The 22125-nt window shown below is 68.4% G+C and carries 21 protein-coding genes; 17 read left to right on the top strand and 4 right to left on the bottom strand.

The features are described 5' to 3' along the window. Positions 1-78 precede the first annotated feature (78 nt). The 5 genes from DZG09_RS13635 to DZG09_RS13615 all read left to right on the top strand — a co-directional run bounded on the left by DZG09_RS13635 (position 79) and on the right by DZG09_RS13615 (position 3947). Positions 79-468 (top strand): DUF1304 domain-containing protein, encoded by a 390-nt coding sequence (locus tag DZG09_RS13635; protein WP_119698286.1) that lies wholly within the window; start codon positions 79-81, stop codon positions 466-468. Positions 469-1061: 593 nt separating this feature from the next. Next, positions 1062-2654 carry an HNH endonuclease signature motif containing protein gene (locus DZG09_RS13630; protein ID WP_162893319.1) on the top strand — a complete coding sequence of 531 codons (1593 nt, stop codon included), beginning with the start codon at positions 1062-1064 and terminating at the stop codon, positions 2652-2654. Between the two features lie 115 nt (positions 2655-2769). Beyond that, on the top strand, positions 2770-3087 hold the full coding sequence (locus tag DZG09_RS13625; RefSeq protein WP_119698284.1) for an ArsR/SmtB family transcription factor: 318 nt from the start codon (positions 2770-2772) through the stop codon (positions 3085-3087). Continuing rightward, positions 3084-3473, top strand: coding sequence for a VOC family protein (locus tag DZG09_RS13620; protein WP_119698283.1), 390 nt, complete (start codon positions 3084-3086; stop codon positions 3471-3473). Before DZG09_RS13625 ends, DZG09_RS13620 begins: the two co-directional genes overlap by 4 nt. A 6-nt stretch (positions 3474-3479) precedes the next feature. Beyond that, positions 3480-3947 carry a GNAT family N-acetyltransferase gene (locus DZG09_RS13615; protein ID WP_119698282.1) on the top strand — a complete coding sequence of 156 codons (468 nt, stop codon included), beginning with the start codon at positions 3480-3482 and terminating at the stop codon, positions 3945-3947. Positions 3948-3976: 29 nt separating this feature from the next. Here the strand turns inward: DZG09_RS13615 and DZG09_RS13610 are convergent, their stop codons facing one another. Further along, positions 3977-4450 (bottom strand): tRNA (cytidine(34)-2'-O)-methyltransferase, encoded by a 474-nt coding sequence (locus DZG09_RS13610; protein ID WP_119698323.1) that lies wholly within the window; start codon positions 4448-4450, stop codon positions 3977-3979. Between the two features lie 119 nt (positions 4451-4569). Here DZG09_RS13610 and DZG09_RS13605 point away from each other — a divergent pair, with 119 nt between their 5' ends. The 5 genes from DZG09_RS13605 to DZG09_RS13585 all read left to right on the top strand — a co-directional run bounded on the left by DZG09_RS13605 (position 4570) and on the right by DZG09_RS13585 (position 10175). Further along, positions 4570-5574: an ABC transporter substrate-binding protein gene (locus tag DZG09_RS13605; protein ID WP_119698281.1), complete on the top strand. Its 1005-nt coding sequence runs from the start codon at positions 4570-4572 to the stop codon at positions 5572-5574. 6 nt (positions 5575-5580) lie between these two features. After that, entirely contained in the window at positions 5581-6516 is a 936-nt protein-coding gene (locus tag DZG09_RS13600) for an ABC transporter permease (RefSeq protein WP_119698280.1), read from the top strand. Position 6517: 1 nt separating this feature from the next. Next, complete coding sequence (locus DZG09_RS13595; protein ID WP_119698279.1) at positions 6518-7309, top strand: ABC transporter ATP-binding protein; 792 nt, start codon at positions 6518-6520, stop codon at positions 7307-7309. Positions 7310-7447: 138 nt separating this feature from the next. Then, positions 7448-8872 (top strand): threonine synthase, encoded by a 1425-nt coding sequence (gene thrC / locus DZG09_RS13590; RefSeq protein ID WP_119698278.1) that lies wholly within the window; start codon positions 7448-7450, stop codon positions 8870-8872. A gap of 139 nt (positions 8873-9011) precedes the next feature. Beyond that, positions 9012-10175 carry a hypothetical protein gene (locus DZG09_RS13585; protein ID WP_119698277.1) on the top strand — a complete coding sequence of 388 codons (1164 nt, stop codon included), beginning with the start codon at positions 9012-9014 and terminating at the stop codon, positions 10173-10175. Positions 10176-10197: 22 nt separating this feature from the next. On the opposite strand, the gene rsgA is transcribed toward DZG09_RS13585, so the two are convergent. Further along, positions 10198-11244, bottom strand: a complete 1047-nt coding sequence (gene rsgA, locus DZG09_RS13580; protein WP_119698276.1) for a ribosome small subunit-dependent GTPase A — start codon at positions 11242-11244, stop codon at positions 10198-10200. 16 nt (positions 11245-11260) lie between these two features. Then, positions 11261-12586, bottom strand: coding sequence for a 3-phosphoshikimate 1-carboxyvinyltransferase (gene aroA / locus DZG09_RS13575; protein ID WP_119698275.1), 1326 nt, complete (start codon positions 12584-12586; stop codon positions 11261-11263). A gap of 133 nt (positions 12587-12719) precedes the next feature. Here aroA and DZG09_RS13570 point away from each other — a divergent pair, with 133 nt between their 5' ends. From DZG09_RS13570 to DZG09_RS13540, 7 genes are read left to right on the top strand one after another with little or no spacing between them, the layout of a single operon-like run. After that, entirely contained in the window at positions 12720-13343 is a 624-nt protein-coding gene (locus DZG09_RS13570) for a sigma-70 family RNA polymerase sigma factor (RefSeq protein ID WP_240424041.1), read from the top strand. Next, positions 13340-13591, top strand: a complete 252-nt coding sequence (locus tag DZG09_RS13565) for a zf-HC2 domain-containing protein (protein ID WP_119698274.1) — start codon at positions 13340-13342, stop codon at positions 13589-13591. Before DZG09_RS13570 ends, DZG09_RS13565 begins: the two co-directional genes overlap by 4 nt. 26 nt (positions 13592-13617) lie before the next feature. After that, entirely contained in the window at positions 13618-13968 is a 351-nt protein-coding gene (locus DZG09_RS13560) for a TIGR04076 family protein (RefSeq protein WP_119698273.1), read from the top strand. Next, positions 13965-14978: an LLM class flavin-dependent oxidoreductase gene (locus tag DZG09_RS13555; RefSeq protein WP_240424040.1), complete on the top strand. Its 1014-nt coding sequence runs from the start codon at positions 13965-13967 to the stop codon at positions 14976-14978. The genes DZG09_RS13560 and DZG09_RS13555 overlap by 4 nt, the downstream gene beginning before the upstream one ends. A 13-nt stretch (positions 14979-14991) precedes the next feature. Next, a complete protein-coding gene (locus tag DZG09_RS13550; RefSeq protein ID WP_119698272.1) occupies positions 14992-16428 on the top strand; it encodes a Na+/H+ antiporter NhaC family protein in 1437 nt (478 codons plus the stop codon). Between the two features lie 51 nt (positions 16429-16479). Further along, positions 16480-17793, top strand: coding sequence for a GNAT family N-acetyltransferase (locus DZG09_RS13545; protein WP_119698271.1), 1314 nt, complete (start codon positions 16480-16482; stop codon positions 17791-17793). 17 nt (positions 17794-17810) lie between these two features. Next, positions 17811-18239: a hypothetical protein gene (locus DZG09_RS13540; protein WP_119698270.1), complete on the top strand. Its 429-nt coding sequence runs from the start codon at positions 17811-17813 to the stop codon at positions 18237-18239. Positions 18240-18308: 69 nt separating this feature from the next. Here the strand turns inward: DZG09_RS13540 and DZG09_RS13535 are convergent, their stop codons facing one another. Further along, positions 18309-22019, bottom strand: coding sequence for a multifunctional oxoglutarate decarboxylase/oxoglutarate dehydrogenase thiamine pyrophosphate-binding subunit/dihydrolipoyllysine-residue succinyltransferase subunit (locus DZG09_RS13535; protein WP_119698269.1), 3711 nt, complete (start codon positions 22017-22019; stop codon positions 18309-18311). Positions 22020-22125 lie beyond the last annotated feature (106 nt).

Raw genomic sequence — 22125 nt, 5'->3', positions numbered from 1 at the left:
TCCCCGGCCGATTCGTGTCAGTATCTCCTGTCAAGGGAACACGCTACGGTGGCCGTCGGCCATGGGAGAGGCAGGATCATGATCATCGCCGGATTCGTCGTCGCGGCTCTCGCTGCGCTTCTGCACGTGTTCATCTTCTATCTCGAGTCCGTCGCATGGGAGAGCCCGCGCGCGATGGCGACGTTCGGCACGGTGGACGCCGAGGCGGCGCGTGCCACGAAGCAGCTTGCGTTCAACCAGGGCTTCTACAACCTGTTCCTCGCTCTTCTGGCGATCGGCGGCGCGATCGTCGCGCTTATCGGCTTCCCCGTGGTCGGTGTGACGCTGACACTGGCCGGCACGGGATCGATGTTCGCCGCTGCGCTCGTGCTGTTCGTCTCGTCGTCAGATCACAGGGGAGCGGCGCTCAAGCAGGGAACCCTGCCGCTGATCGCTGTCGTCGTGCTCTCGATCGGGCTGATCCTGTAGGCATCGCCCGCCGCTCGAACTTGGTCGGCTGGACGCGCGAGGGCGGCGAGCAGTTCCCTGCAGGGAAACGCTGTGCGGTCAGAGTTCCGAGCACTGCGATGTCGTCGATCGAGGTTCAGGACTGCTGCGCGACTGGACGTGGCGAACAGTTTGACGTCTTCCGGCAGGCCGCCGCAGGTCGGGGCGATGCCTGACGTTGAGGGGTGGAACCGCCGCGGTCAAGCCGAGTCCGCATCGCGGGCGTTCCTGGCCGTCGGGGCGATGCCTGACGACGTGCCTGCATGGCGCACGAGGCATGCGAGTCCGTTGTGAGGGCGCCGTCGCGGCCGACTGCGTCGAGGCGTCGGGATGGCGTGTCTCGGTTGCATAACGTTCGTTCGGATGTGTCGGAATGGTGCCGCGATCAGGGCTGGAATGTCGGAGGTCACTGCGATCGTGGGGTCATGACCAACCAGCAGATTCTCGACCCCGCGGCGGCGGCGCCGGGTGCGCCGGTGCCAGGCACGCCGCGCGCGCGGCGGCCGTGGGATCCAACTGCTGGGGAGGCGGAGGTCACGGCGAGTCTGCTGCAGACGCGTCGGCAGATCGATCAGGTGATCGCGCAGATGCAGGCCAGTCGGGCGGTTGTGACTGAGTTGTTGCTGCGTGTGGCGCAGGGGCAGCAGGTTCGCGCGGAGGGTGTCCCTGTCGTGGCAACTCGAGATGGGGAGCCAGTGCTGGAGCCAGATGATGCGGCGGTGCGGGCGATGACGGGGGAGATCGCCGCGATCTCGCGGGAGAGTCGCCGGGCGGTGCAGGCGGATCTGAGTGAGGCATGGAGCGTGGAGCACCAGTTCCCTGCGGTGAAGGAAGCGTTCGGCGCGGGTGAGATCGACGCGGACCGTGTGTCCGTCGTCGTCGCCGAGGGTTCCCGTTTGGCAGGTGATGACCTGCGGGCACAGTTCGAGCGTCTTGTTCTCCCGCATGCGCGGGCCAAGACGGTGTGGGGCACGCGGCAGGCCGCGAAGCGGATCGCGGCGGAGTTGGAGCCGGAGGTGTTGGAGGCCCGGCATGAGAAGGCGCGGCGGAAGCGGGGCGTGTTCGTGCGGGACCTTGATGATGGGATGGCGGAGCTGTGCCTGGTCTCCGACGCGATCGCTGTGCACGGTGCGCATGACCGTGTGACGCGGATGGCGCGCCGTATCGCCGCGGCCCGCAACAGCGACAGCGACACTGACGGCAGTGCGGGTGACAACCGCAGCTCGGACGCCTCCAGCGACACCGCCACCGGCGCCGATGTTTCAGATTTTGCCGCGGTGGACGCGGAGGGGAACCCGATCATCGATGAGCGGTCGTTCGATCAGATCCGTGCCGACATCACTGCGGATCTGCTCCTCACGGGCACCCCGGATGCGCACCATGTCGCGGATCCGACCGGGCGGAACGTCCTCGATGCGGTCGTCGCGAAGGTGCATGTCACCATCCCGGTGGCGACGCTCGCGGGGTTGGAAGGCGAGCCGGCGGATCTGGCCGGGTATGGGCCGGTGGCCGCGAGCTTCGCACGGCGCGCAGCCGCCGGGGCAGGAGCGGGTGCATCGCATTGGGTGCGGTTATTCCACCATCCCGACACGGGTGCGCTGCTGACCGTGGACCGGTACAAGCCGACCGCCGAGCAGCGCCGGTTCTTGGTGGCGCGGGATGAGACGTGTCGGTTCCCGCACTGCACCCGCACCGCGGGTGGTGCCGACATCGACCACACCATCGACTATGCGTTCGGTGGGGACACCGATGTCGGGAACCTCGCGCACGTGTGTCGCCATCACCATGTGCTCAAGCACCAGTCTGCCTGGACCCCGGTGCTGCATCCCGGAGGGGAGGTAACCTGGACGAGTCCTGCCGGGATGGAGTACCTGACCCGGCCGGCACCGGTGGTGCGATTCGTCGATGCCGAAGACGCGCGCCACACCCGACACGAGCACGTCCGACGCGGGGACGTGGGACATGAGGAGCCCGCGGAGCATCAGGGCCGGCCGGAGAGCAAGGGGCCGGCGGAGCATCGGGGTCAGGTGGAGCCTGAGGATGCGCAGGCCCGAGCCCGAGCCCGCCGTGCTTTGGCCGACCTCCGCACCGGCAATAAGGCCAAGGCGAAACAAACCTGGTCCACCCTGGCCGCTTCCAACGCGGCGACCGCAGACGTCCCGTTCTGACCCCGTAGCGAGCACACGCGCACCCGCGCCGCGCACGGAGAGCTTGGTGTGCGGCGCCGACACCGAATCCCGCGTTCTCTTGACACGCAAGTCAACGCTTGCATATGGTGGCCGCATGGCTGATGTGTTCACGGCGCTGGCCGACTCGACTCGCAGGCTCATCCTCGATGAGCTGACCGAGAGGGACGGGCAGACGCTTTTCGAGATCTGTGGGCGCCTCGCCACGAACTACGGTCTCGCCTCCTCGCGTCAGGCGATCACGCAGCACATCGACGTGCTCGAGTCGGCGGGGCTCGTCGAGACCCGGCGCGAGGGCCGCTACAAGTTCCACCATCTCAATACCGAACCGCTGGAACCGATCGTCGGCCGCTGGCCCATCAGGCCGCGCGGCGCGGCTCGGCCCGATCCCGCGGAAGAACAGGAGCAACCATGAGAATCGCAATGACGAGCGTCTTCGTCGACAACCAGGCGAAAGCGCTGAAGTTCTATACCGACACCCTCGGGTTCGTGACGAAGCACGATGCTCCTGTGGGCGAGGATCGCTGGCTGACGGTCACTTCCGCCGACGAACCCGGCGGGACGGAACTGCTGCTCGAGCCCAACGGGCACCCCGCGGTCGCGCCCTTCACGCAGGCTCTCGTCGCCGATGGCATCCCGTTCGCGCAGTTCGCCGTCGACGACATCGAGGCCGAGTGCACCAGGCTCCGCGGCCTCGGCGTGCGCTTCACCCAGGAGCCCACAACGATGGGGCCGGTGACGACCGCCGTCTTCGACGACACGTGCGGAAATCTGATCCAGATCGTCCAGCAGAACGATTGAGCGGGGATGGAACTCTCGCAGACACGGCTGGCGTCATCCTCCGACGCGGAGGCCGCGGCTCGGATGCAGACCGACTTCAACGCCGAGTTCTCCTCGCCGTGTCCTGAACTGCACGAACTGGTTCCCCGCTTCCGTCGCATCATCGATGGGACGGACGGATTCGTCGTGCTGTCGGGCCGACAGCACGATCCCACCGGTTACGCCCTGATCACGCTGCGCCCGACCATCTACTACGACGGTCCGCTCGCCGTGCTCGACGAGCTCTACGTGCGGCCCGCGCTCCGCGATCAGCGCATCGGAACCGCGATCCTGCGCCGCGTGATCGAAGAGGTGCGCGAACGCGGCGGCGGAGAGATCCACATCAACGTCGACGAGCCGGACACCGACACACGGCGCTTCTACGAGCGGCACGGGTTCGTGAACGTCCAGCCCGGCACGGAGGATCGCATGCTCTGCTATCTGCAGGAGCTCTGACGCCCCCGCCGACGGACCCGGTGGGCGCCCTACACGCCTCCCGCGTAGCCGTGTTGGCGCCAGGCTTCGAACACCGCGACAGCGGCCGAGTTCGAGAGGTTCATCGAGCGCACTCCCGGCTGCATCGGGATGCGCAGCTGCCTCGTCACGCGCTCGTCGTTCAGCACGTGGTCGGGCAGGCCCGTCGGCTCCGGCCCGAACAGCAGCGCGTCACCCTTCTCATAGGCGACGTCGGAGAAGGAGTTCGTGGTGTGCCCGGTGAAAGCGTAGATGCGTCCTGAGCCGTGTTCCGCGAGGTGGGCCGCCGCCGCGTCGAAGTCCGGATGGACCACGACGTTCGCGAGATCGTGGTAGTCGAGACCCGCCCTGCGCAGCTGCGCATCGGAGAGATCGAAGCCGAGCGGCTCGATCAGGTGCAGGGTGCTGCCGACGATGGCGGACATCCGGATGGCGTTGCCGGTGTTCGGAGGAATCCGGGGCTCGTAGAAGACGATGTGGAACACGATTCCCACGCTAGCCCGCTTCGAAGCAGGAGGCCGCAGGGCCGGGTGTCGGCGGGAGAGGGGCGGAACCGGGTAGCATTCCAAGGATCGCGTCCCATCGATTGTCTCAAGGAAGTCACATGTCTCAGCTCCGTTCCCGCGGCCTCGCCGTTCTCGGTCTCGGCGCCACGGCGCTGCTCGCGCTCACCGCATGCTCGTCCGACGGGGGAGGGGCCGACGGCTCCGAAACATCCGGCGACGACCAGTTCAAGATCGGCGTCCTGCAGTTCGTGCAGCACGACGCGCTCGACGCGGCAACCGAGGGCTTCAAGGAAGCGATCGCCGATGCCGGCATCGACGCCGAGTACGACGACCAGAACGCGCAGGGCGAGGTCGCCAACACCAACACGATCGCCTCGACGTTCGCCGGCGACGGCGACCTCGACCTGGTGCTCGCCAACGCGACGCCGTCGGCACAGGCTGCCGCACAGCAGATCATCGACATCCCGGTGCTGTTCACCTCGGTCACCGACGCGGTCGAGGCGGGCCTGGTCGACTCGAACGAGGCGCCCGGCTCCAACATCACGGGCACGAGCGACCTGAACCCCGTGGCCGAGCAGCTTGATCTGCTCACCGAGATCGCGCCGGATGCGAAGACCGTCGGCATCGTCTACAGCTCGGGTGAGGTCAACTCCGAGGTGCAGGTGGAGCTCGCGAAGGAAGCAGCCAGCGAGCTCGGCCTCACGATCGAGGAGGCCACGGTCTCGAACTCGGCAGAGGTGCAGCAGGCCGCGCAGTCGCTCGAGGGCGTCGACGCGTTCTACGTGCCGACCGACAACACGGTCGTGTCGGGCATCGCCGCGCTGATCCAGGTCGCCGAGCAGAGCCAGATCCCGGTCATCAGCGGCGACTCCGGCCCTGTCGAGGGCGGCGCGATCGCGACCCTCGGGATCGACTACTCCAAGCTCGGCTACCAGACGGGAGAGATGGCTGTCCGCATACTGCAGGACGGCGATGACCCGGCAGAGATGCCGGTCGAGACGTCGAACGACGTCGAGCTGATCATCAACCCGGCCGCCGCGGAGCGGATGGGCGTGGAACTGCCGGCCTCGGTCGTCGACCGCGCCGACCAGACCATCGAGTAGTCGCGCATGATCGGAGCGGTCGAGCTCGGCCTCATCTACGGGGTCATGGCACTGGGCGTCTACCTGACGTTCCGCGTGCTGCAGTTCCCCGACCTCACGGTCGACGGCAGTTTCACAACGGGCGCCGCAGTCGCCGCGGCGATGATCACGGGCGGGCAGGACCCCATCCTGGCGACCCTCGCGGCAGGCGGAGCCGGCCTGGTCGCCGGTGCGATCACCGGTGTGCTGCACACCAAGGGGCGCATCGACGGTCTGCTGGCGGGAATCCTCACCATGATCGCGCTGTGGTCGGTGAACCTGCGCATCATGGGCGGCGCCAACGTGCCGCTGCTGCGCGAAGAGACGCTGATGACGCCGCTGCACGATGCACAGCTGCTCGGGCGCACCTGGATGGGCGTGCTCATCTTCGTCGGCGCGGTCTTCATCCTGAAGCTCATCGTCGACTGGTTCCTCTCGACCGATCTCGGGCTGGCGATCCAGGCCACGGGCAACAACAAGCAGATGATCGGCAGCCTCGGTGCGAACACCGACGGCACGACGATCCTCACGCTGGCGCTCTCCAACGGCCTCGTCGGGCTGTGTGGGGCGCTCGTCGCCCAGTACCAGGGCTTCGCCGACATCAGCATGGGCATCGGCCTGATCCTGGTCGGCCTGGCGTCGGTGATCCTCGGCCAGGCGGTGCTCGGCCAGCGATTCATCTTCATGGCGAGTCTCGCCGTCGTCGTCGGCGCAGTGCTCTACCGGATCATCATCTTCGCCGCGTTGCACGTGGGCCTGAACCCCAACGACATGAAGTTCATCACGGCGGCCCTCGTCGTGCTGGCGCTGCTGCTGCCGCGCTGGGGCTTCCTGAAGCGCGTGCCGTCTTGGCGCGATCTGTTCGGCGGCCGGACGCGTGCGCCGCAGGCCGACCCCGCAGCCCCCGAGAAGGCGGGGGTCTGACATGCTCACAATCGATCGTCTCAGCAAGACCTTCTTCCCCGGATCGGTGAACGAACGCCGCGCGCTGAACGACGTCAGCCTGCGGCTCGACGAGGGCGACTTCGTCACCGTGATCGGCTCGAACGGCGCGGGCAAGTCGACGCTGCTCAACGCGGTCGCCGGGCGGATCGCGGCGGATTCCGGTGACATCGAGATCGACGGCACGCGCGTCAACCGCTTGAGGGAGCACCGGCGGGCGCGATACGTCGGCAGGGTGTTCCAGGATCCGATGGCCGGAACCGCGCCAGACCTCACCATCGAGCAGAACCTGTCGCTCGCACTCAAGCGGGGCGCGCGCCGAGGGCTCGGCCGCGGTGTGACGAAGCACCGGCGTGAGCGCTTCGTCGAGGAGCTGCGTTCGCTCGAACTCGGCCTCGAGAATCGGCTCAAGGCGAAGGTGGGGCTGCTCTCCGGCGGTCAGCGTCAGGCGCTGTCGCTGCTGATGGCGGGGTTCACACATCCGCGCATCCTGCTGCTCGACGAGCACACCGCCGCCCTCGACCCGCAGCGCGCCGAGCTGGTGACCTCGCTCACCGGCCGCATCGTAGAACAGGGCGGGCTGACCACGCTGATGGTCACGCACAACATGCAGCAGGCGCTCGCGCTCGGCAACCGCCTCATCATGATGCACGAGGGGCGGATCGTGTTCACGGCCGGCGAAGCCGCCAAGCGCGAGCTCACAGTGGAGCAGCTGCTCGCCGAGTTCGGCAGGATCAAGGGCGCGACCTTCGACGATCGCGCGATGCTCGGCTAGACGTGTCGACGCGGCAGGTGCAGGGCGGCGTGCAGCGCCGTGTGCTCACGATGCGCCCGGTGCGAAGCGGAGCGAGACCCTGAGAGAATGGACGGGTGCGCAGGCGCACGCAGTCCCCAGACACCCGAGGAGCATCCCGTGCAGTACATCTCCACCCGTGGCGGCATGGAACCGACCGACTTCTGCGAGACGCTTCTCGAAGGGCTCGCCCCCGACGGCGGCCTCGCGGTGCCGACGCAGCTGCCCCGCATCGACGCGGAGCAGCTGGAGGTCTGGCGCGGGCTCGACTACGCGGAGCTGGCGACCGAAGTGCTCGGCCTGTTCGCGACCGACATCCCGCGCGATGACCTCGCCGAGATGTGCGGGCGGGCCTACGGGCCGCAGAACTTCCCCGACGGCATCGCGCCGCTGCGCGACATCGACGGCGGTCTCACGCTCGTCGGGCTGAGCGAAGGCCCGACGCTGGCCTTCAAGGACATGGCGATGCAGTTCCTCGGCGAGGTCGTCGAGTACGCACTGGAGCGGCGGGGAACGACCCTGAACATCCTGGGCGCGACGTCGGGCGACACCGGATCGGCGGCGGAGCACGCGTTCCGCGGCAAGGACCGCATCACGGTCTTCATGCTCTCGCCGCAGGGCCGGATGAGCGCCTTCCAGCGGGCGCAGATGTACTCGCTGACCGATGAGAACATCCACAACATCGCCATCGGCGGCGTCTTCGACGACGCGCAGAACCTCGTCAAGGCGCTCGCGGGCGACCTCGAGTTCAAGCGCGCGCAGAACCTCGGGGCGGTCAACTCGATCAACCTGGCTCGCATCACCTCGCAGGTCGTCTACTACGTGTGGGCATGGCTGCGTGCGAGCGATTCCGCCGACGTCGACGCCAGGGAGGCGTTCGAGGTCTCCGTGACCGTGCCATCGGGGAACTTCGGGAACATCCTCGCCGGCTACTTCGCGAAGGGGATGGGCGTGCCGATCCGGCGCCTCGTACTCGCCGCGAACGAGAACAACGTGCTCGACGAGTTCTTCCGCACCGGGGTGTATCGGCCGAGGTCGGCCGAGCAGACGCTCGCGACATCGAGCCCGTCGATGGACATCTCGAAGGCGTCGAACCTCGAGCGCTTCCTGTTCGACCTGCTCGACCGCGACGCTGAGCGCATGAAGGCCGCGTGGCGCGAGCTCGACGAGACGGGCGCGCTCGACCTGACAGCCGAGCTGCCGCGGCTGAAGGGCGAGTTCGGCTTCTTCAGCGGGACCTCGACTCACGCCGACCGGCTCGCGACGATCCGCGCGGTGCACGAGGCGACGGGTGAGATCGTCGACCCGCACACGGCGGACGGCGTGAAGGTCGCGCGCGAATACGTCGAGGACGGCGTGCCGATGCTCGTGCTGGAGACCGCGAAGCCGGAGAAGTTCCAGGAGACGATCACCGAGGCGATCGGCGTCGAGCTGCCGTTGTCCGATGAGCTCCGCGCCATGCTCTCCGCTGAGCAGACCGTTGTCGAAATGCCGGGCGACGAGCAGGCGCTGCGTGCCTATATCGAGGGCAACGCGGCGCACTGACGCCGCGCACCGCGTCCGGATCCTGGTGCCTCCGGGCGCCCGGATGGCCGACATCTCGCCAGAACGACGGGTACTCCCGTATCCTGGGACAAGGGATGGCCGGAAGCGGCGCCATCCGGAACCTGCTGGGGAACTTCGAATGACCAGAACCGAGTCGTCGGCATCCGGCGCAGAGAAGTCGAGCGCGCCGCCAGCCGGTGCACCGCAGCCGTTGGCGCCTCCGCTGCACGCACCCGCCGCGGGTGCGGCTGCGGCGAAGCTGCCCGCCGCGCAGTCCGTCCGCACCGACGGATCGGCGGCAGGGCATGGCATCCGGTCGGCTGCCGGTGTGTTCGCCGGGGCGGTCGCCGTAGCGCTCGTGGCGAACCTGGCCGTCGACGCGGTCGGTGCCTACCACAATCCGAACTTCGAGCCCACGGCCTCCGAGGTCGATCCCGCCGACAGCATGAGCGCGGCGCCGGGGGAGTACGGCACGGCCACGGCCGAGGACAACTTCCTGCTGAATTTCGCCGACGGCATCAAGCACGCGCCTGAGCAGGAATCCGGAGGCGGCTCAGGGACGATCTCGCCCGGCGTCAACTCTGAGAAGGGGTCAGGCGGGAGCGCCGACGGCTCGACTGGAGGCGATGACGCACCGGGGAACGCCAGCTCGTCGAACGATGACGGGGCCTCGGGCACCGGAGGTTCGGGGGCATCTGGCAGCGGTGGATCGGGCACGGGCGGCTCTGGGTCGAGTGGCAACGGTGGTGACTCATCCGGCGGTGGAAACGGCGGCTCGGGTTCGGGCGACGGCGGCGGTTCGGGTGACGGCGGCTCCGGCGACGGTGGAAACGGCGGCGGTTCGGGTGACGGCGGCAACGGCGGTGGCGGTTCCGGAGACGGTGGCTCCGGAGACGGTGGGTCGGGCGATGGTGGTTCTGGTGACGGCGGCGGGTCGGGCGATGGCGGCGACGACTCGGACGGGAGCGGCGACGACACTCCGACCCAGCCGGACCCGCCGACGAAACCGGATCCGCCCGTGGCGGTGCCGGCCGACATTCAGATACTTGATGTTGACGGCGCTGTCCTCGCGCTCCTTGCGCCGGTCACTGTTGAAGCCAAGGGCGAGCCTGGCTCCACGGCTAGCGTGACGATCGGAAGCAAATCCCTCGGGAGCATGACGTTCGGGAGCGATGGTCGGGGCAAGGCCTCCAGCAGAACGAATCTGCTGAATCTCAACCTATCGAACTCGACCGTCACCGTCCGGTACAGCGACGGCACAGAGGGCTCATCGGCATGGTGTCAGGTCCGCAACTGTCCGTGACTTGCAGCTCGGCAGCCGCGCTCTACCAGTCCTGGCGCCCCTCGAAGGTGGCGAGCAGACGCTGCAGCGAGTCCAGGCGTGCGGCGGGGAGCGTTCCGGCTTCCACCGCCTCGTTGAGCGCGCAGTCTGGCGCATCCGGCAGGTGTGAGCAGCCGCGCGGGCATTCCTCGGCGACGGCGGCGAGGTCGGGGTACGCGCGCAGGATGTTCTCCGTGTCGACGTGCCCCAGCCCGAACGACCGCACCCCGGGGGTGTCGATCACCCATCCGGATCCGGCATCGGAGCGATAGCGCAGCGACACGGTGGACGACGACGTGTGCCGCCCGCGTCCGGTCACCTCGTTCACGTGCCCCGTCGCGCGGTCGGCGCCGGGCACGAGGGCGTTCACAAGCGTGGACTTGCCGACGCCGGAGTGCCCGACGAACACCGTGGTGCGTCCGACGAGGGAAGCCCCGATCTCGTCGACCGGCGGTTCGTCCTGGGACGAGAGGAACACACGCAGATCGGCCAGTCCGGAGAAGTGCTCGAGGAAGCTGGACGGGTCGGCCAGGTCGGTCTTCGTGATCACCATCAGCGGCCGCAGTCCCGCATCGAGTGCCGCGATCAGGTAGCGGTCGACCAGGCGAGGGCGGGGCTCGGGATCGGCCGCGGCGACCACGAGCAGCATCTGGTCGGCGTTGGCGACGATGACTCGTTCGACCTGGTCGGTGTCGTCAGCGCTGCGCCGCAGCAGCGACGTGCGATCCTCGATGCCGACGATGCGGCACAGCGTGCCGGCGTCGCCGGTGAGATCGCCGACGACGCGCGCGCTGTCGCCCGTGACGATCGGCGTCTTGCGCAGTTCGCGGGCTCTGGTCGCGATCACCTCGCGCTCATCACCGCGGCCTTCGCGGACGAGCACCGTGTAGCGCCCGCGGTCGACGCCGAGCACGCGCGCGATCTGCGCGCTCTCGTGCGCGGGTCGCCGCTTGGTGCGCGGACGGTTCGCCTTCGGGTTCGGCCGCACCCGCACATCGGACTCGTCGTAGCCCTCGTCGTCGTCCTCGTCGACGTCGCCGAACCAGCTCACCTGCGCCGCCTCCCGCTCACACGCCGGCCAGCATCCGTGACCACAGCTGCGTGAACTGCGGAAGGGTCTTCGCCGTGGCGCCGATCTCGTCGATGACGACGCCCGGCACGCGCAGACCGACGAGGGCGCCGGTCGTCGCGATGCGATGGTCGTGGAACGCCCCCCACATGCCGCCGTGCAGCGGGCCGGGGAAGATTCGGATGCCGTCGGCCAGCTCCTCCGCCTGGCCGCCGAGTGCCGCCACGTTGTGCGCGAGCGCCGCGATCCGGTCGGTCTCGTGGCCTCGGATGTGGCCGATGCCGTGGAATGTCGACGGTTCGTCGGCGAACATCGCGACGCCGACGAGCGTCGGAGTCAGCTCGCTGACGGCCGAGAGATCGAGATCGACGCCGTTGATCGTCGATCCGCCCGTGACCGTCAGCGCGCCGCCGCGCCGGCTCGTGCGCGCTCCGAACCGCTGCAGAATCTCGGTCAGGTGCGCGCCGGGCTGGGTCGAGTGCGGTGGCCAGTCCGTGATCGTCACGCTGCCGCCCGTCAGCACGGCGGCTGCCAGGAACGGCGCGGCATTCGACAGATCGGGTTCGACGCGCACGTCCTTGGCGCGGGGGTGCACCGGCGGCACGATCCACTCGCCCGGCGATGGCTTCTCGACGTGCACGCCTCGACGGGCGAGCGTCTCGACGGTCATCTCGATGTGCGGGATGCTCGGCAGTCGATCTCCGGTGTGCCGCAGATGCAGGCCGACGTCGAATCGGGGAGCGGCCAGCAGCAGGCCTGAGACGAACTGGCTCGACGTCGACGCGTCGATCTCGAGCTCGCCGCCGCGGATCTGCCCGTGGCCCATCACCGTGAACGGCAGCGACCAGCTGCCGCCGTCGTCGATGTCGACCCTGAGGTCGCGCAGCGCCTTGATCATCTCGCCCATCGGCCGATGCAGGGCCGTCTCGTGGGCCGTCACGAGCACCTCGCCGGTTGCGAGCCCCGCCAGCGGCGCGACGAAGCGCATCACCGTGCCCGCCTGGCCGCAGTCGACGGTGCCACCGGTCAGCGGCGTCGGCGTCACGACCAGATCGTCGCCGAACTCGCTCTCGCCTTCGACGGCCTCGATGCCGACGCCGAGCGCTCGCAGCGACTCGATCATCCGGTCGGAATCCTGAGACGGCAGCGGCCCGGAGATCCGGCTCGGCCCCTCGGCGAGCGCGGCCAGCACCAGCTCGCGGTTGGTCAGCGACTTCGACCCGGGAATGGTCAGCGTGGCCTCGACGGCGTCGTCGGCTCCCGGCGCGGTGAACGCACCCCTGGGCGGGGCGGTGCCGTCGGGGGAATATGCATTCGCGCTCATCGGTTCCACCTTAGTAAAGACCGCACGACTCCATCGATAGCAACCGGGGGAGAAGACGGTCGGAGAGGATCGGATGCTGACGGCAACGGCACCCCCACTCGTCTCGGAGTCGCGCGCCCTACACTGGGGCGGGATGGATGAGCACCAGACAGCGCCACCTGCGGAGAGCGCCGCAACCGCAGCGATTGCGCGTGCGCAGTTCGAGGAGCAGGCGCTGCCCTTCATGGACCAGCTGTACGGCGCGGCGATGCGCATGGCGCGCAACCCCGCCGACGCCGCCGACCTCGTGCAGGAGACCTTCGTGAAGGCCTTCTCCTCGTGGGCCTCGTTCAGGCAGGGCACGAATCTGAAGGCGTGGCTGTACCGCATTCTCACGAACACGTACATCAACACGTACCGCAAGAAGCAGCGCGAGCCGTATCAGGGCACGATCGACGAGCTGGAGGACTGGCAGCTCGGCGGCGCGGAGTCGACCACCGCGCGCAGCAGCCGCTCCGCGGAGGCCGAAGCAATCGACCGGATGCCCGCCTCGGCCGTCAAGGACGCACTGCAGTCGCTTCCGGATGACTTCCGGATGGCGGTCTACCTCGCAGACGTCGAGGGTTTCGCGTACCAGGAGATCGCCGACATCATGAAGACACCGATCGGAACCGTGATGAGCCGACTGCATAGGGGCAGGCGGCTGCTGCGGGACCAGCTGAAGGACTATGCGGCCGAGCGAGGAATCCAGGCCGCCACGACAGGAGCGAAGAAATGACCGACTGCGGTTGTGACAGGGCGCGGGCGGACCTCGAGGAGTATCTGCGCAACGAGATCTGCAAGACCGAGCAGAGCGACATCCGAGAGCACATCGACGGATGCGAGGGCTGCCAGAGCGAGGCGCTCGTCGCCCGCACGCTCACAGACGCTGTGCAGCGCGCGTGCAAGGAAGCGGCGCCGGAAGACGTGCGGCGAAAGGTGCTCGCGAGCATCAGAGCAGCCCAGGCGGCCCATATCCATAGCTGAACCCGCCGCGCGCGTAGGCTGGAGCGATGGCGGCACAGAACATCGGCAGCGCTCCGGATGAGGCGGGCGGCCCCGACATGTCGCTCTACGACATCAGGGTGGTCGTCGACCGGATCGAGGGGCGATCGGTGTGCGGAATGGCGCAGGGCGACAGCTTCGAGGTCACCGAATCGTCGCGTCTGACGACCCGTGGTCACTTCTGCCTGTACGCGCTGCAGGCCGTGCTGCCGCTGGTGCCGGCCAAGCAGCGCGTGCTCCCCGAGGGCGACTGGCTCGAGCGGGATCAGTTCGTGGCATGCCCCGACCCCGATGAACGGCTCATCATGCGGATCGAGCGCGGACGGCTGCGCGAGATGCGCTCCGAGGATCTCACGTGATCCGCAAACCGGTTGAGATCGGCATCGGGCTGCAATCGGACAAGGCACCGGGCAGATACGGCGAGTTGGCTGCGCTCGCTGAGAGAGCCGGCATCGACGTGGTCAGCGTGTTCAGCGACCTGCTCTTCCAGCCTCCCGTCGCGGCACTGCTGGAGATCGCGCGCGCGACGAGCACGGTGAGGCTCGGCGCCGCATGCTGGAACCCGTTCACGCTGCACCCCTACGAGATCGCCGGGCAGTTCGCCGCCATCGACGCCGAAAGCGGTGGGCGCGCGTATCTCGGTCTGGCGAAGGGCACGTGGCTCGACGCGATCGGTGTGGCGCAGGATCGCCCCGTCGCCCGCCTGCGCGAGGCAGCGGGGCACATCCGGGCCCTGATGCGCGGAGACGGCGCGGGCTTCGAGAGCGAGTTCTATCCGCTGCAGCCCGGCGTGCGCCTGCGCTATCCGCTCGTGCGGGAGACCGCGCCGCTTCTGATCGGTGCCTGGGGCCCGATGGGCGTCGGGCTGGCAGGCCGCATCGCCGACGAGCACAAGGTCGGCGGGGCGGCGAACCCCGACCTCGTCGCCGTGATGCGGGAGCGTCTCGATGCGGGGGCACGCGGGGCCGGAAGGTCGGGCGACGATGTGCGACTCGTGTTCGGCGCGGTGACCGTCGTCGACGAGGACGGGCAGGCGGCCAGGACGGCGGCACGGCGCGAGGTCGCGATGTACCTCGACGCGATCGGCGCGCTCGACCCGACGGTCGAGATCCCGGATGACCTGGCCGTGCGCGTGCGGGAGCTGGTCGCATCCGGAGCCCACGAGGCCGCCGGCGCGCTCATCCCCGACGAACTGCTCGACCGCTTCGCCTTCTCCGGAACGCCCGAGCAGGTCGCAGCGCACGCACAGGCGCTCATCGACGCCGGTGTCGATCGAGTAGAGTTCGGCACACCGCAGGGGCTGCATGACGGCGCCGTCGGCATCGCTCTGATCGGTGAGCGAGTCCTGCCCCTGCTCTCCCGCCCCTGACCGAGGAATGCCCATGGCCGCGAAGATCGACTCCCAGACCACCGAGTACACCGCGAGGGAGCAGCTTGCCCTCCGCGGCGGGTGGGGCGTCGCGCTCGTGCCGCTGGCCGTGTTCGTCGGCGTCGCCGTATGGTACTTCGCAGGGCTGCAGACCTTCGACTTCCTCGCACTCACGGCCGGCGCGCTGATCGGGCTGCTGGTCGGATCGCTGTTCGCCCGATCGCAGGAGTCGTACTGGAACGCCGTCTTCCGCGGGGTGGGAAGCTCATCGTCGGTGACGATCGTGACGATCCTCGCCGTCGTCGGCATGTACGCGCAGCTGATCAAGACGACCGGGCTCGCCGAGGGCATGGTGTGGGTGGCGACATCACTGGGGGTGAGCGGGGCGGTCTTTCTGCCGTTCACCTTCGTCGTCACGTGCCTGGTCGCGCTGTCCACGGGGTCGTCCATCGGCACGATGTTCACGATCTTCCCGGTGCTGTACACGGCAGGCGTCGCGCTGGGCGCACCGGAGGCGCTGCTGGCCGGTGCGATCGTGTCCGGCGCGATCTTCGGCGATCACCTCGCACCCATCAGCGACACGACGATCATCTCCGCATCAAGCCAGCGCTTCCGCGTCTCGGGCGCCGCGGCCGACATCGCGGGTGTGGTGCGCGCGCGTGCGCGATACGCGCTCACCGCGGCCGCGGTCGCACTCGTGGTCTTCGTCATGGCGGGGCTGGTCTCAGGTGCGGACGACGCGCCGGAGGCGGCTGGTGACCCGACCGGCCTGCTGATGCTGATTCCTGTGGCCGTCATGCTGATCGTCGCGATCGCGATGCGCAGCATGTTCGTGGCCATCACAGCAGGCCTCGTGGTCGGCACGATCACGGCGCTCGCCGCGGGGCTGCTCGAGCCGGCATCGATCCTCGGCCTCGACGGCGAGGGCAACGCGGCGGGCTTCCTCGTCGGCGGGCTCGCGGCGATCCTGCCGACGATCGCCCTCGTGCTGGCCGTGTTCGGCATCATGGGGGTGCTGATCTCCTCGGGCGTGATCGAACGCACCACCCGCGCGCTGGCTGGCAGTCGGCTCGCGGCGACACCTGCCGGTGCCGAGACGGTCATCGCACTCGGCACCAGCCTCGTCACCGTCGCCTACGGCGGGGTGAACAGTGCGGCGATGGCGACCTTCGGACCCATCGTCGACCGGATCGGTGCGGCCGTTGGCCTTCACCCGTACCGCAGGGCGAACATCATGGACTGCTTCGCGATGGGGCTCAGCTGCGTCGTGCCGCTGCTGAGCGCCTTCGTGTTCATCGCCGCGACGCTCACCGAGCTGCCGCCCGCCGCGATCTTCGTCGGCTGCGTCTACCCGCTGGCGCTCACGGTCGTCATGATCGTGGCGATCGCCACCGGATGGGGTCGCAGGTTCGAGGCGCCGTCGGGCGAGCAGATGCGGCGCAGGATGTGAGGAAGGGCTCGGCGCCCGCAAAAGAGGCGAGTGGGACCGTAGGCTGAGAGCATGAGCAGCATCGATGCCCGTCAGGTCCGTGTCGACACCACCTCGTCCGAGCGGCTCGCCGAGAGCGGACTGATCTACCGCGCCGTCCCGCTCGACGGCGACGAATTCTCCGACTACTACCGCGCGGTCGCGCGCGGCTTCCTCGGCGCCGAACCCGGTGAGAAGGAGATCGAGGCGGGGCGCGAGAAGAAGTCGCAGCGCACCGAGCGGCTGATCGGCGTGTACGACGCGGCCGCGTCGGACGGATACCCCGTCGGCACCGTCGGCTCGTGGGCGACGCCGCTGACCGTGCCGGGCGGTGAGATCGACATGTGGGCGATCAGCGACGTCACGGTGGCGGGCACCCATCGCCGCCGCGGCATCGCGCGGGCGATGCTGGAGGGCGAGCTGCGCGCGGCGTCGGAAGCCGGAATCGCCATCGCCGGTCTCACCGTCTCAGAGGGAACGATCTACGGCCGCTACGGCTTCGGCCCGGCCGTGCCGGCCGCCACCGTGTCCGTCGACACGATCCGCGCTGGGTGGGGGAGCCTCGTGCCGCAGGCCGTGGTGAGCTACGCGCCGCGCACGGAGATCGCCTCAGCATTCGCCGAAGCGGCTGGTCGCACCCGCCGCGACGGCAGGATTCCGGGCTGGCCCGGCCGCTGGCAGCAGTTCGCCGGTGTGCACCCCAGCATCTCCGACGGTGAGAAGGAGCGCGGCGTCGTCGCCAGGGACGCGGACGGTCGCGTCGTGGGCGCGATGTCGTATCGCCTGATCGAGGACGCAGCGGACTTCACCAGGCACACGCTCAAGATCGGCCACGTCGAGGCCGCGACGGCCGACGCCTACGCCGCGCTGTGGCGGTTTGCGCTGAGCCACGACCTGGTCACGACCGTGACAGCCGATCTGCAGCCGATCGACGGTGCGCTGCCATGGCTCGTCGCCGATCCGCACGCGATCACCCAGCACGCAAGCGATCTCGTCTGGCTGCGCATCCTCGACCTGCCTCGGGCGCTGGAGGGGCGCACCTACGCAGGCGAGGGCTCGACGCATGCGGTCAACGCCTCAGGCGTGCTGCGGGTGCACGATCCGCTCGGCTTCGCCGACGGCACGTGGCGGGTCGAGGTCGAGGCAGGCACGGCGCGCGTGTTCCCGAGCGAGATGGATCCGGATGTCGAGCTCGGCGTCGCCGAGCTGTCTGCGGTCTATCTGGGCGGCGCGTCCCTGCAGGTGCTCGCCGAAGCCGGTCGCGTCTCGGGCGAGCAGCCGGCGTTGGCGAGGATCGACGCCGCCCTGCGCCCAGCCCGAGCCCCGCACCACAGCTTCATCTTCTGAGACAGAGGAGAACCGAGATGAACAGGATCTTTCTGTACGGACTGACCGTGGCAGGTGTCGTCGCGCTCGCGTCATGTGCCACCGAGACTTCGCCGGCGGGTTCCCCGTCGGATGACGCCGCCGAGGAGCCCGAGGTCACGCTGGTGCTCAGCGAGAACACGAACGGCGCCGGATTCGAGGCGATCGTGAGCGGAACGCTCGGCGTGAATGAGCAGAACTGCGTCACGCTCGACGACCGCATCCTCGTGGTCCCTGCGGGTTCGAGCATCGACGGGGACGGAGGCCTGGAGATCCCCGGCTATGACTCGGAGACCATCGGCGGTGAGGTGCAGTACGGCGGTGGGCAGGAGGAGATCCCATGGGAGGATGCCTCCGCAGAGCTTCAGGAGTGTTCTCCGGGCGGCGCGGAAACCGTCTTGGTCACCGCAGTCAGCCCGCAGATGTAGTCGGACGCCGCGCGACGAAACGGCGGCCCCGGATGTCCATCCGAGGCCGCCGTTCTTCTGTGCTGCTGATCAGGCCAGTGCGCGGCTGAGCAGCTCGGCGTGCTCGATGGCGTGCACCTTCGACGAGCCGGTCGCAGGAGATGCAGCCGCGGCGCGGGAGACGACGCTCACGCCGTCGGTGGTGCCGAGGTTGCGGCTGAGGGCGAGTGCGATGTACGGCCACGCGCCCTGGTTCTCCGGCTCATCCTGCACCCACACCAACTCGGCGTTCGGGTACTGCTGCAGCACGGCCTTGAGCTCCTGCTTCGGTGCCGGGTAGAGCTGCTCGAGTCTGACCAGAGCGATCTCCGGGTTCGGGTTCTTGTCGAGTTCGGCACGCAGATCCCAATGGATCTTGCCCGAGTGCATCAGAACCTTCTTCACCGCCGACTTGTCGGCGCCGCTGTCGTCGTCGAGCACCGGCTGGAAGGCGCCCTGGGTGAAATCGGAGATGCCGCTGGTCGCATCCCGCAGGCGCAGCATCGCCTTCGGAGTGAATACCACGAGAGGCCGGCGCGGGCGGGCGTAGGCCTGACGGCGCAGGAGGTGGAAGTACGACGCAGGCGTCGAAGGTCGTGCGACAGTCATGTTGTCCTGTGCGCACAGCTGCAGGAATCGCTCGATGCGCGCCGACGAATGGTCGGGCCCCTGTCCCTCGTAGCCGTGGGGGAGCGCCAGCACGACGCTGGAGTGCTGGCCCCACTTCTGCTCGGCGGCCGAGACGTACTCATCGATCACCGACTGCGCGCCGTTGACGAAGTCGCCGAACTGCGCCTCCCACATCACGAGTGCGTTCTCGTCCTCGACCGAGTATCCGTACTCATAGGCGAGCGCGGCGTACTCGCTGAGCAGCGAGTCGTAGACGAAGAAACGACCCTGACCCTCGGAGAGGTTGCTCAGCGGGAGCCATTCCTTGCCGTTCGCACGGTCGTGGAAGACGGCGTGGCGCTGGGTGAAGGTGCCGCGGCGCGAATCCTGGCCGGCGAGGCGCACCGGGGTGCCCTCGAGCAGGAGCGAGCCGAAGGCGAGCAGCTCGCCGAACGCCCAGTCGATCTTGCCGCTGCGGCTCATCTCCACGCGTTTGTCGATCAGCTGCTGCAGCTTCCGGTGCACCGTGAAGCCCTCGGGCTTGTTCGCATGCGCGTCGCCGATCTGCTCGAGCACGGCAGCCGGAACGCCCGTGATCTCCGGAACGCCTTCGACCTCCGCGGCCGGCATCTGCGGCGCGACCACGGGCGTCGATCCGGTCTCCGCCTCGTGCGTCTCCGCGAAGGCGACCTCGAGGCGACGCTGGAAGTCGGCCTTGGCCTCCTCGTACTCCTGCTCGGTGATGTCGCCGCGACCGATGAGCGCATCCGTGTACAGACTGCGGGTCGACCGCTTCGCCTCGATGAGGCGCGTCATCAGCGGTTGCGTCATCGCCGGGTCGTCGCCTTCGTTGTGACCGCGACGGCGGTAGCAGACCAGATCGAGCACGATGTCGCGGTGGAACCTCTGGCGATACTCCACGGCCATCTCGGCGGCCCTCACGACGGCCTCGGGGTCGTCGCCGTTCACGTGAAGCACGGGGGCGTGGACCGACTTGGCGACGTCGGTCGCGTACGTCGAGCTGCGCGAATCGTTCGGCAGGGTGGTGAAACCGACCTGGTTGTTCACGATGATGTGAACCGTGCCACCGGTGCGGTAGCCGCGCAGCAGCGACATCTGCAGCGTCTCGAACACGACGCCCTGTCCGGCGAAGGCCGCATCGCCGTGCACCAGGATCGGGAGCCATTTGAACGAACCGGGGGCGTCGCGATCCTGTTTGGCGCGCACGATCCCCTCGAGCACGCCGTTGACGGTCTCGAGGTGCGACGGGTTGGCAGCGAGATGCAGCGCGAGCTCCTTGCCGCTGTGCGCGTGGAAGGTTCCCTCGGTGCCGAGGTGGTACTTCACGTCACCCGAACCGCGCTTGTTGCCGGGCAGCGCGCCTTCGAACTCGCTGAACACATCGGCGTAGCTCTTGCCCGCGATGTTCGTCAGCACGTTGAGGCGGCCACGGTGGGCCATACCGATCGCGGCGCCGACGAGACCGGCATCGGCGGCACCGTCGAGCACACGATCGAGCAGCGGGATCAGCGACTCCCCGCCTTCGAGCGAGAACCGCTTCTGTCCGACATACTTCGTCTGCAGGAAGGTCTCGAACGCCTCGGCCTCGTTCAGCTTGCTGAGGATGCGCAGCTGGTCGTCGTGGTCGGCCTTCTCATAGCCTCGCTCGACCTTCTCCTGGAACCACTCGCGCTGCTCGTAGTCGGAGATGTGCATGTACTCGTAGCCGATCGTGCGGCAGTACGAATCGCGCAGCACGCCGAGGATGTCGCGCAGCTTCGCCTGGCGCTTGCCGGTGAAGCCGTTGGTGATGAACTCGCGCTCGAGATCCCAGAAGCTGAGGCCGTGCGACTCGATCTCGAGGTCGTGGTGCTCGCGCTGCACGTAGGCCAGCGGGTCGATGTCGGCCATCAGATGGCCGCGCACGCGGTAGGCGTTGATCAGTTCCTGCACGCGCGAGGTCTTGTCGACGCGCTGCGAGAGGTCGACCGAGACGTCGGCGTTCCAGCGGATCGGCGCGTACGGGATGCGCAGCGCCGCGAAGATGTCCTCGTAGAACCCGTTCTTGCCCGTCAGCAGCTCGTGCACGATCTTGAGGAACTCACCAGAGCCAGCGCCCTGGATCACACGGTGGTCGTAGGTGCTGGTCAGCGTGATCGTCTTGCCGATCGCCAACTCGTTCAGCGTGCGGGGGTTCGAGCCGGCGAACTCTGCCGGATAGTCGAGGGCGCCGGCGCCGATGATGCAGCCCTGGCCCTTCATCAGCCGCGGCACGGAGTGCACCGTGCCGATGCCGCCGGGGTTGGTCAGCGAAACGGTGGTGTTCGCGAAGTCCGACGCGCCGAGCTTGTTGGCGCGGGCGCGGCCGACCAGATCCTCATAGGCCTCGAGGTACTCGTTGAACGAGAGCGTCTCGGCCTTCTTGATGCTCGGCACCATCAGCGCACGCGTGCCGTCGGGCCTGGGCAGGTCGATCGCGATGCCCAGGTTGATGTGCGCGGGGGCGACAACACTGGGCTTGCCGTCGACCTCGGCGTAGAACACGTTCTGGCTGGGGAACGCCTTCAGCGCCTGGATCAGGGCCCACCCGATGACGTGGGTGAAGCTGACCTTGCCGCCGCGGCTGCGGGCCATGTGGTTGTTGATGACGATGCGGTTGTCGATCATCAGCTTCGCCGGGATCGTTCGCACGCTCGTCGCCGTCGGGACGGTCAGCGACTCGTCCATGTTGCGCGCGAGTGCCTTCGTCATGCCCTTCAGCGCGGTGACGGTGTCTTCACCGGCTTCGACCGGCTCGGTCTCGGCCTTCTTGCGCGGTGCCTCTGACGGGATGGGAGTCGCGGCCGCCGGCTTGTTCGTGGTCTTCGCGACGGGCTTGTTCCCTATGACCGGAATCGGCGCAGTCGGCGGGCTCGATGTGGCGGCGGCCGATCGCACTGCCTGATCCTGTGCCTGCGGAGCGGCGGCATCCGTCGCGTTCCCGCCTGTGGCCGCCGGTGGCTGGTAGGCCTCGAGAATCGGCCACCATTCCTTGTCGACGGCGTTCTTGTCTACCCGGTACTGCTGGTAGAGCTCGTCAACGAGCCATTGGTTGGCTCCGAACTCCCCCTCGCCCGTCCCCTGGCTCGTCACGGCTGGATCGCCCACTTTCATCGCTGAGAAGCCTGCGCAGTTTGGTCGCGCATCCGGTGTTCCAGCCTAGCCCACATCCTGGAGCACTCCGCGGCGACAGGCAGACGCTTCCGAGCTGCTGCCGCTA

The organism is Microbacterium halotolerans (assembly GCF_003569805.1).
GTDB classification, from domain to species: domain Bacteria; phylum Actinomycetota; class Actinomycetes; order Actinomycetales; family Microbacteriaceae; genus Microbacterium; species Microbacterium halotolerans.
Note: the sequence above shows the minus strand (reverse complement) of the source record. Positions and strands in the feature narration are given on the sequence as shown.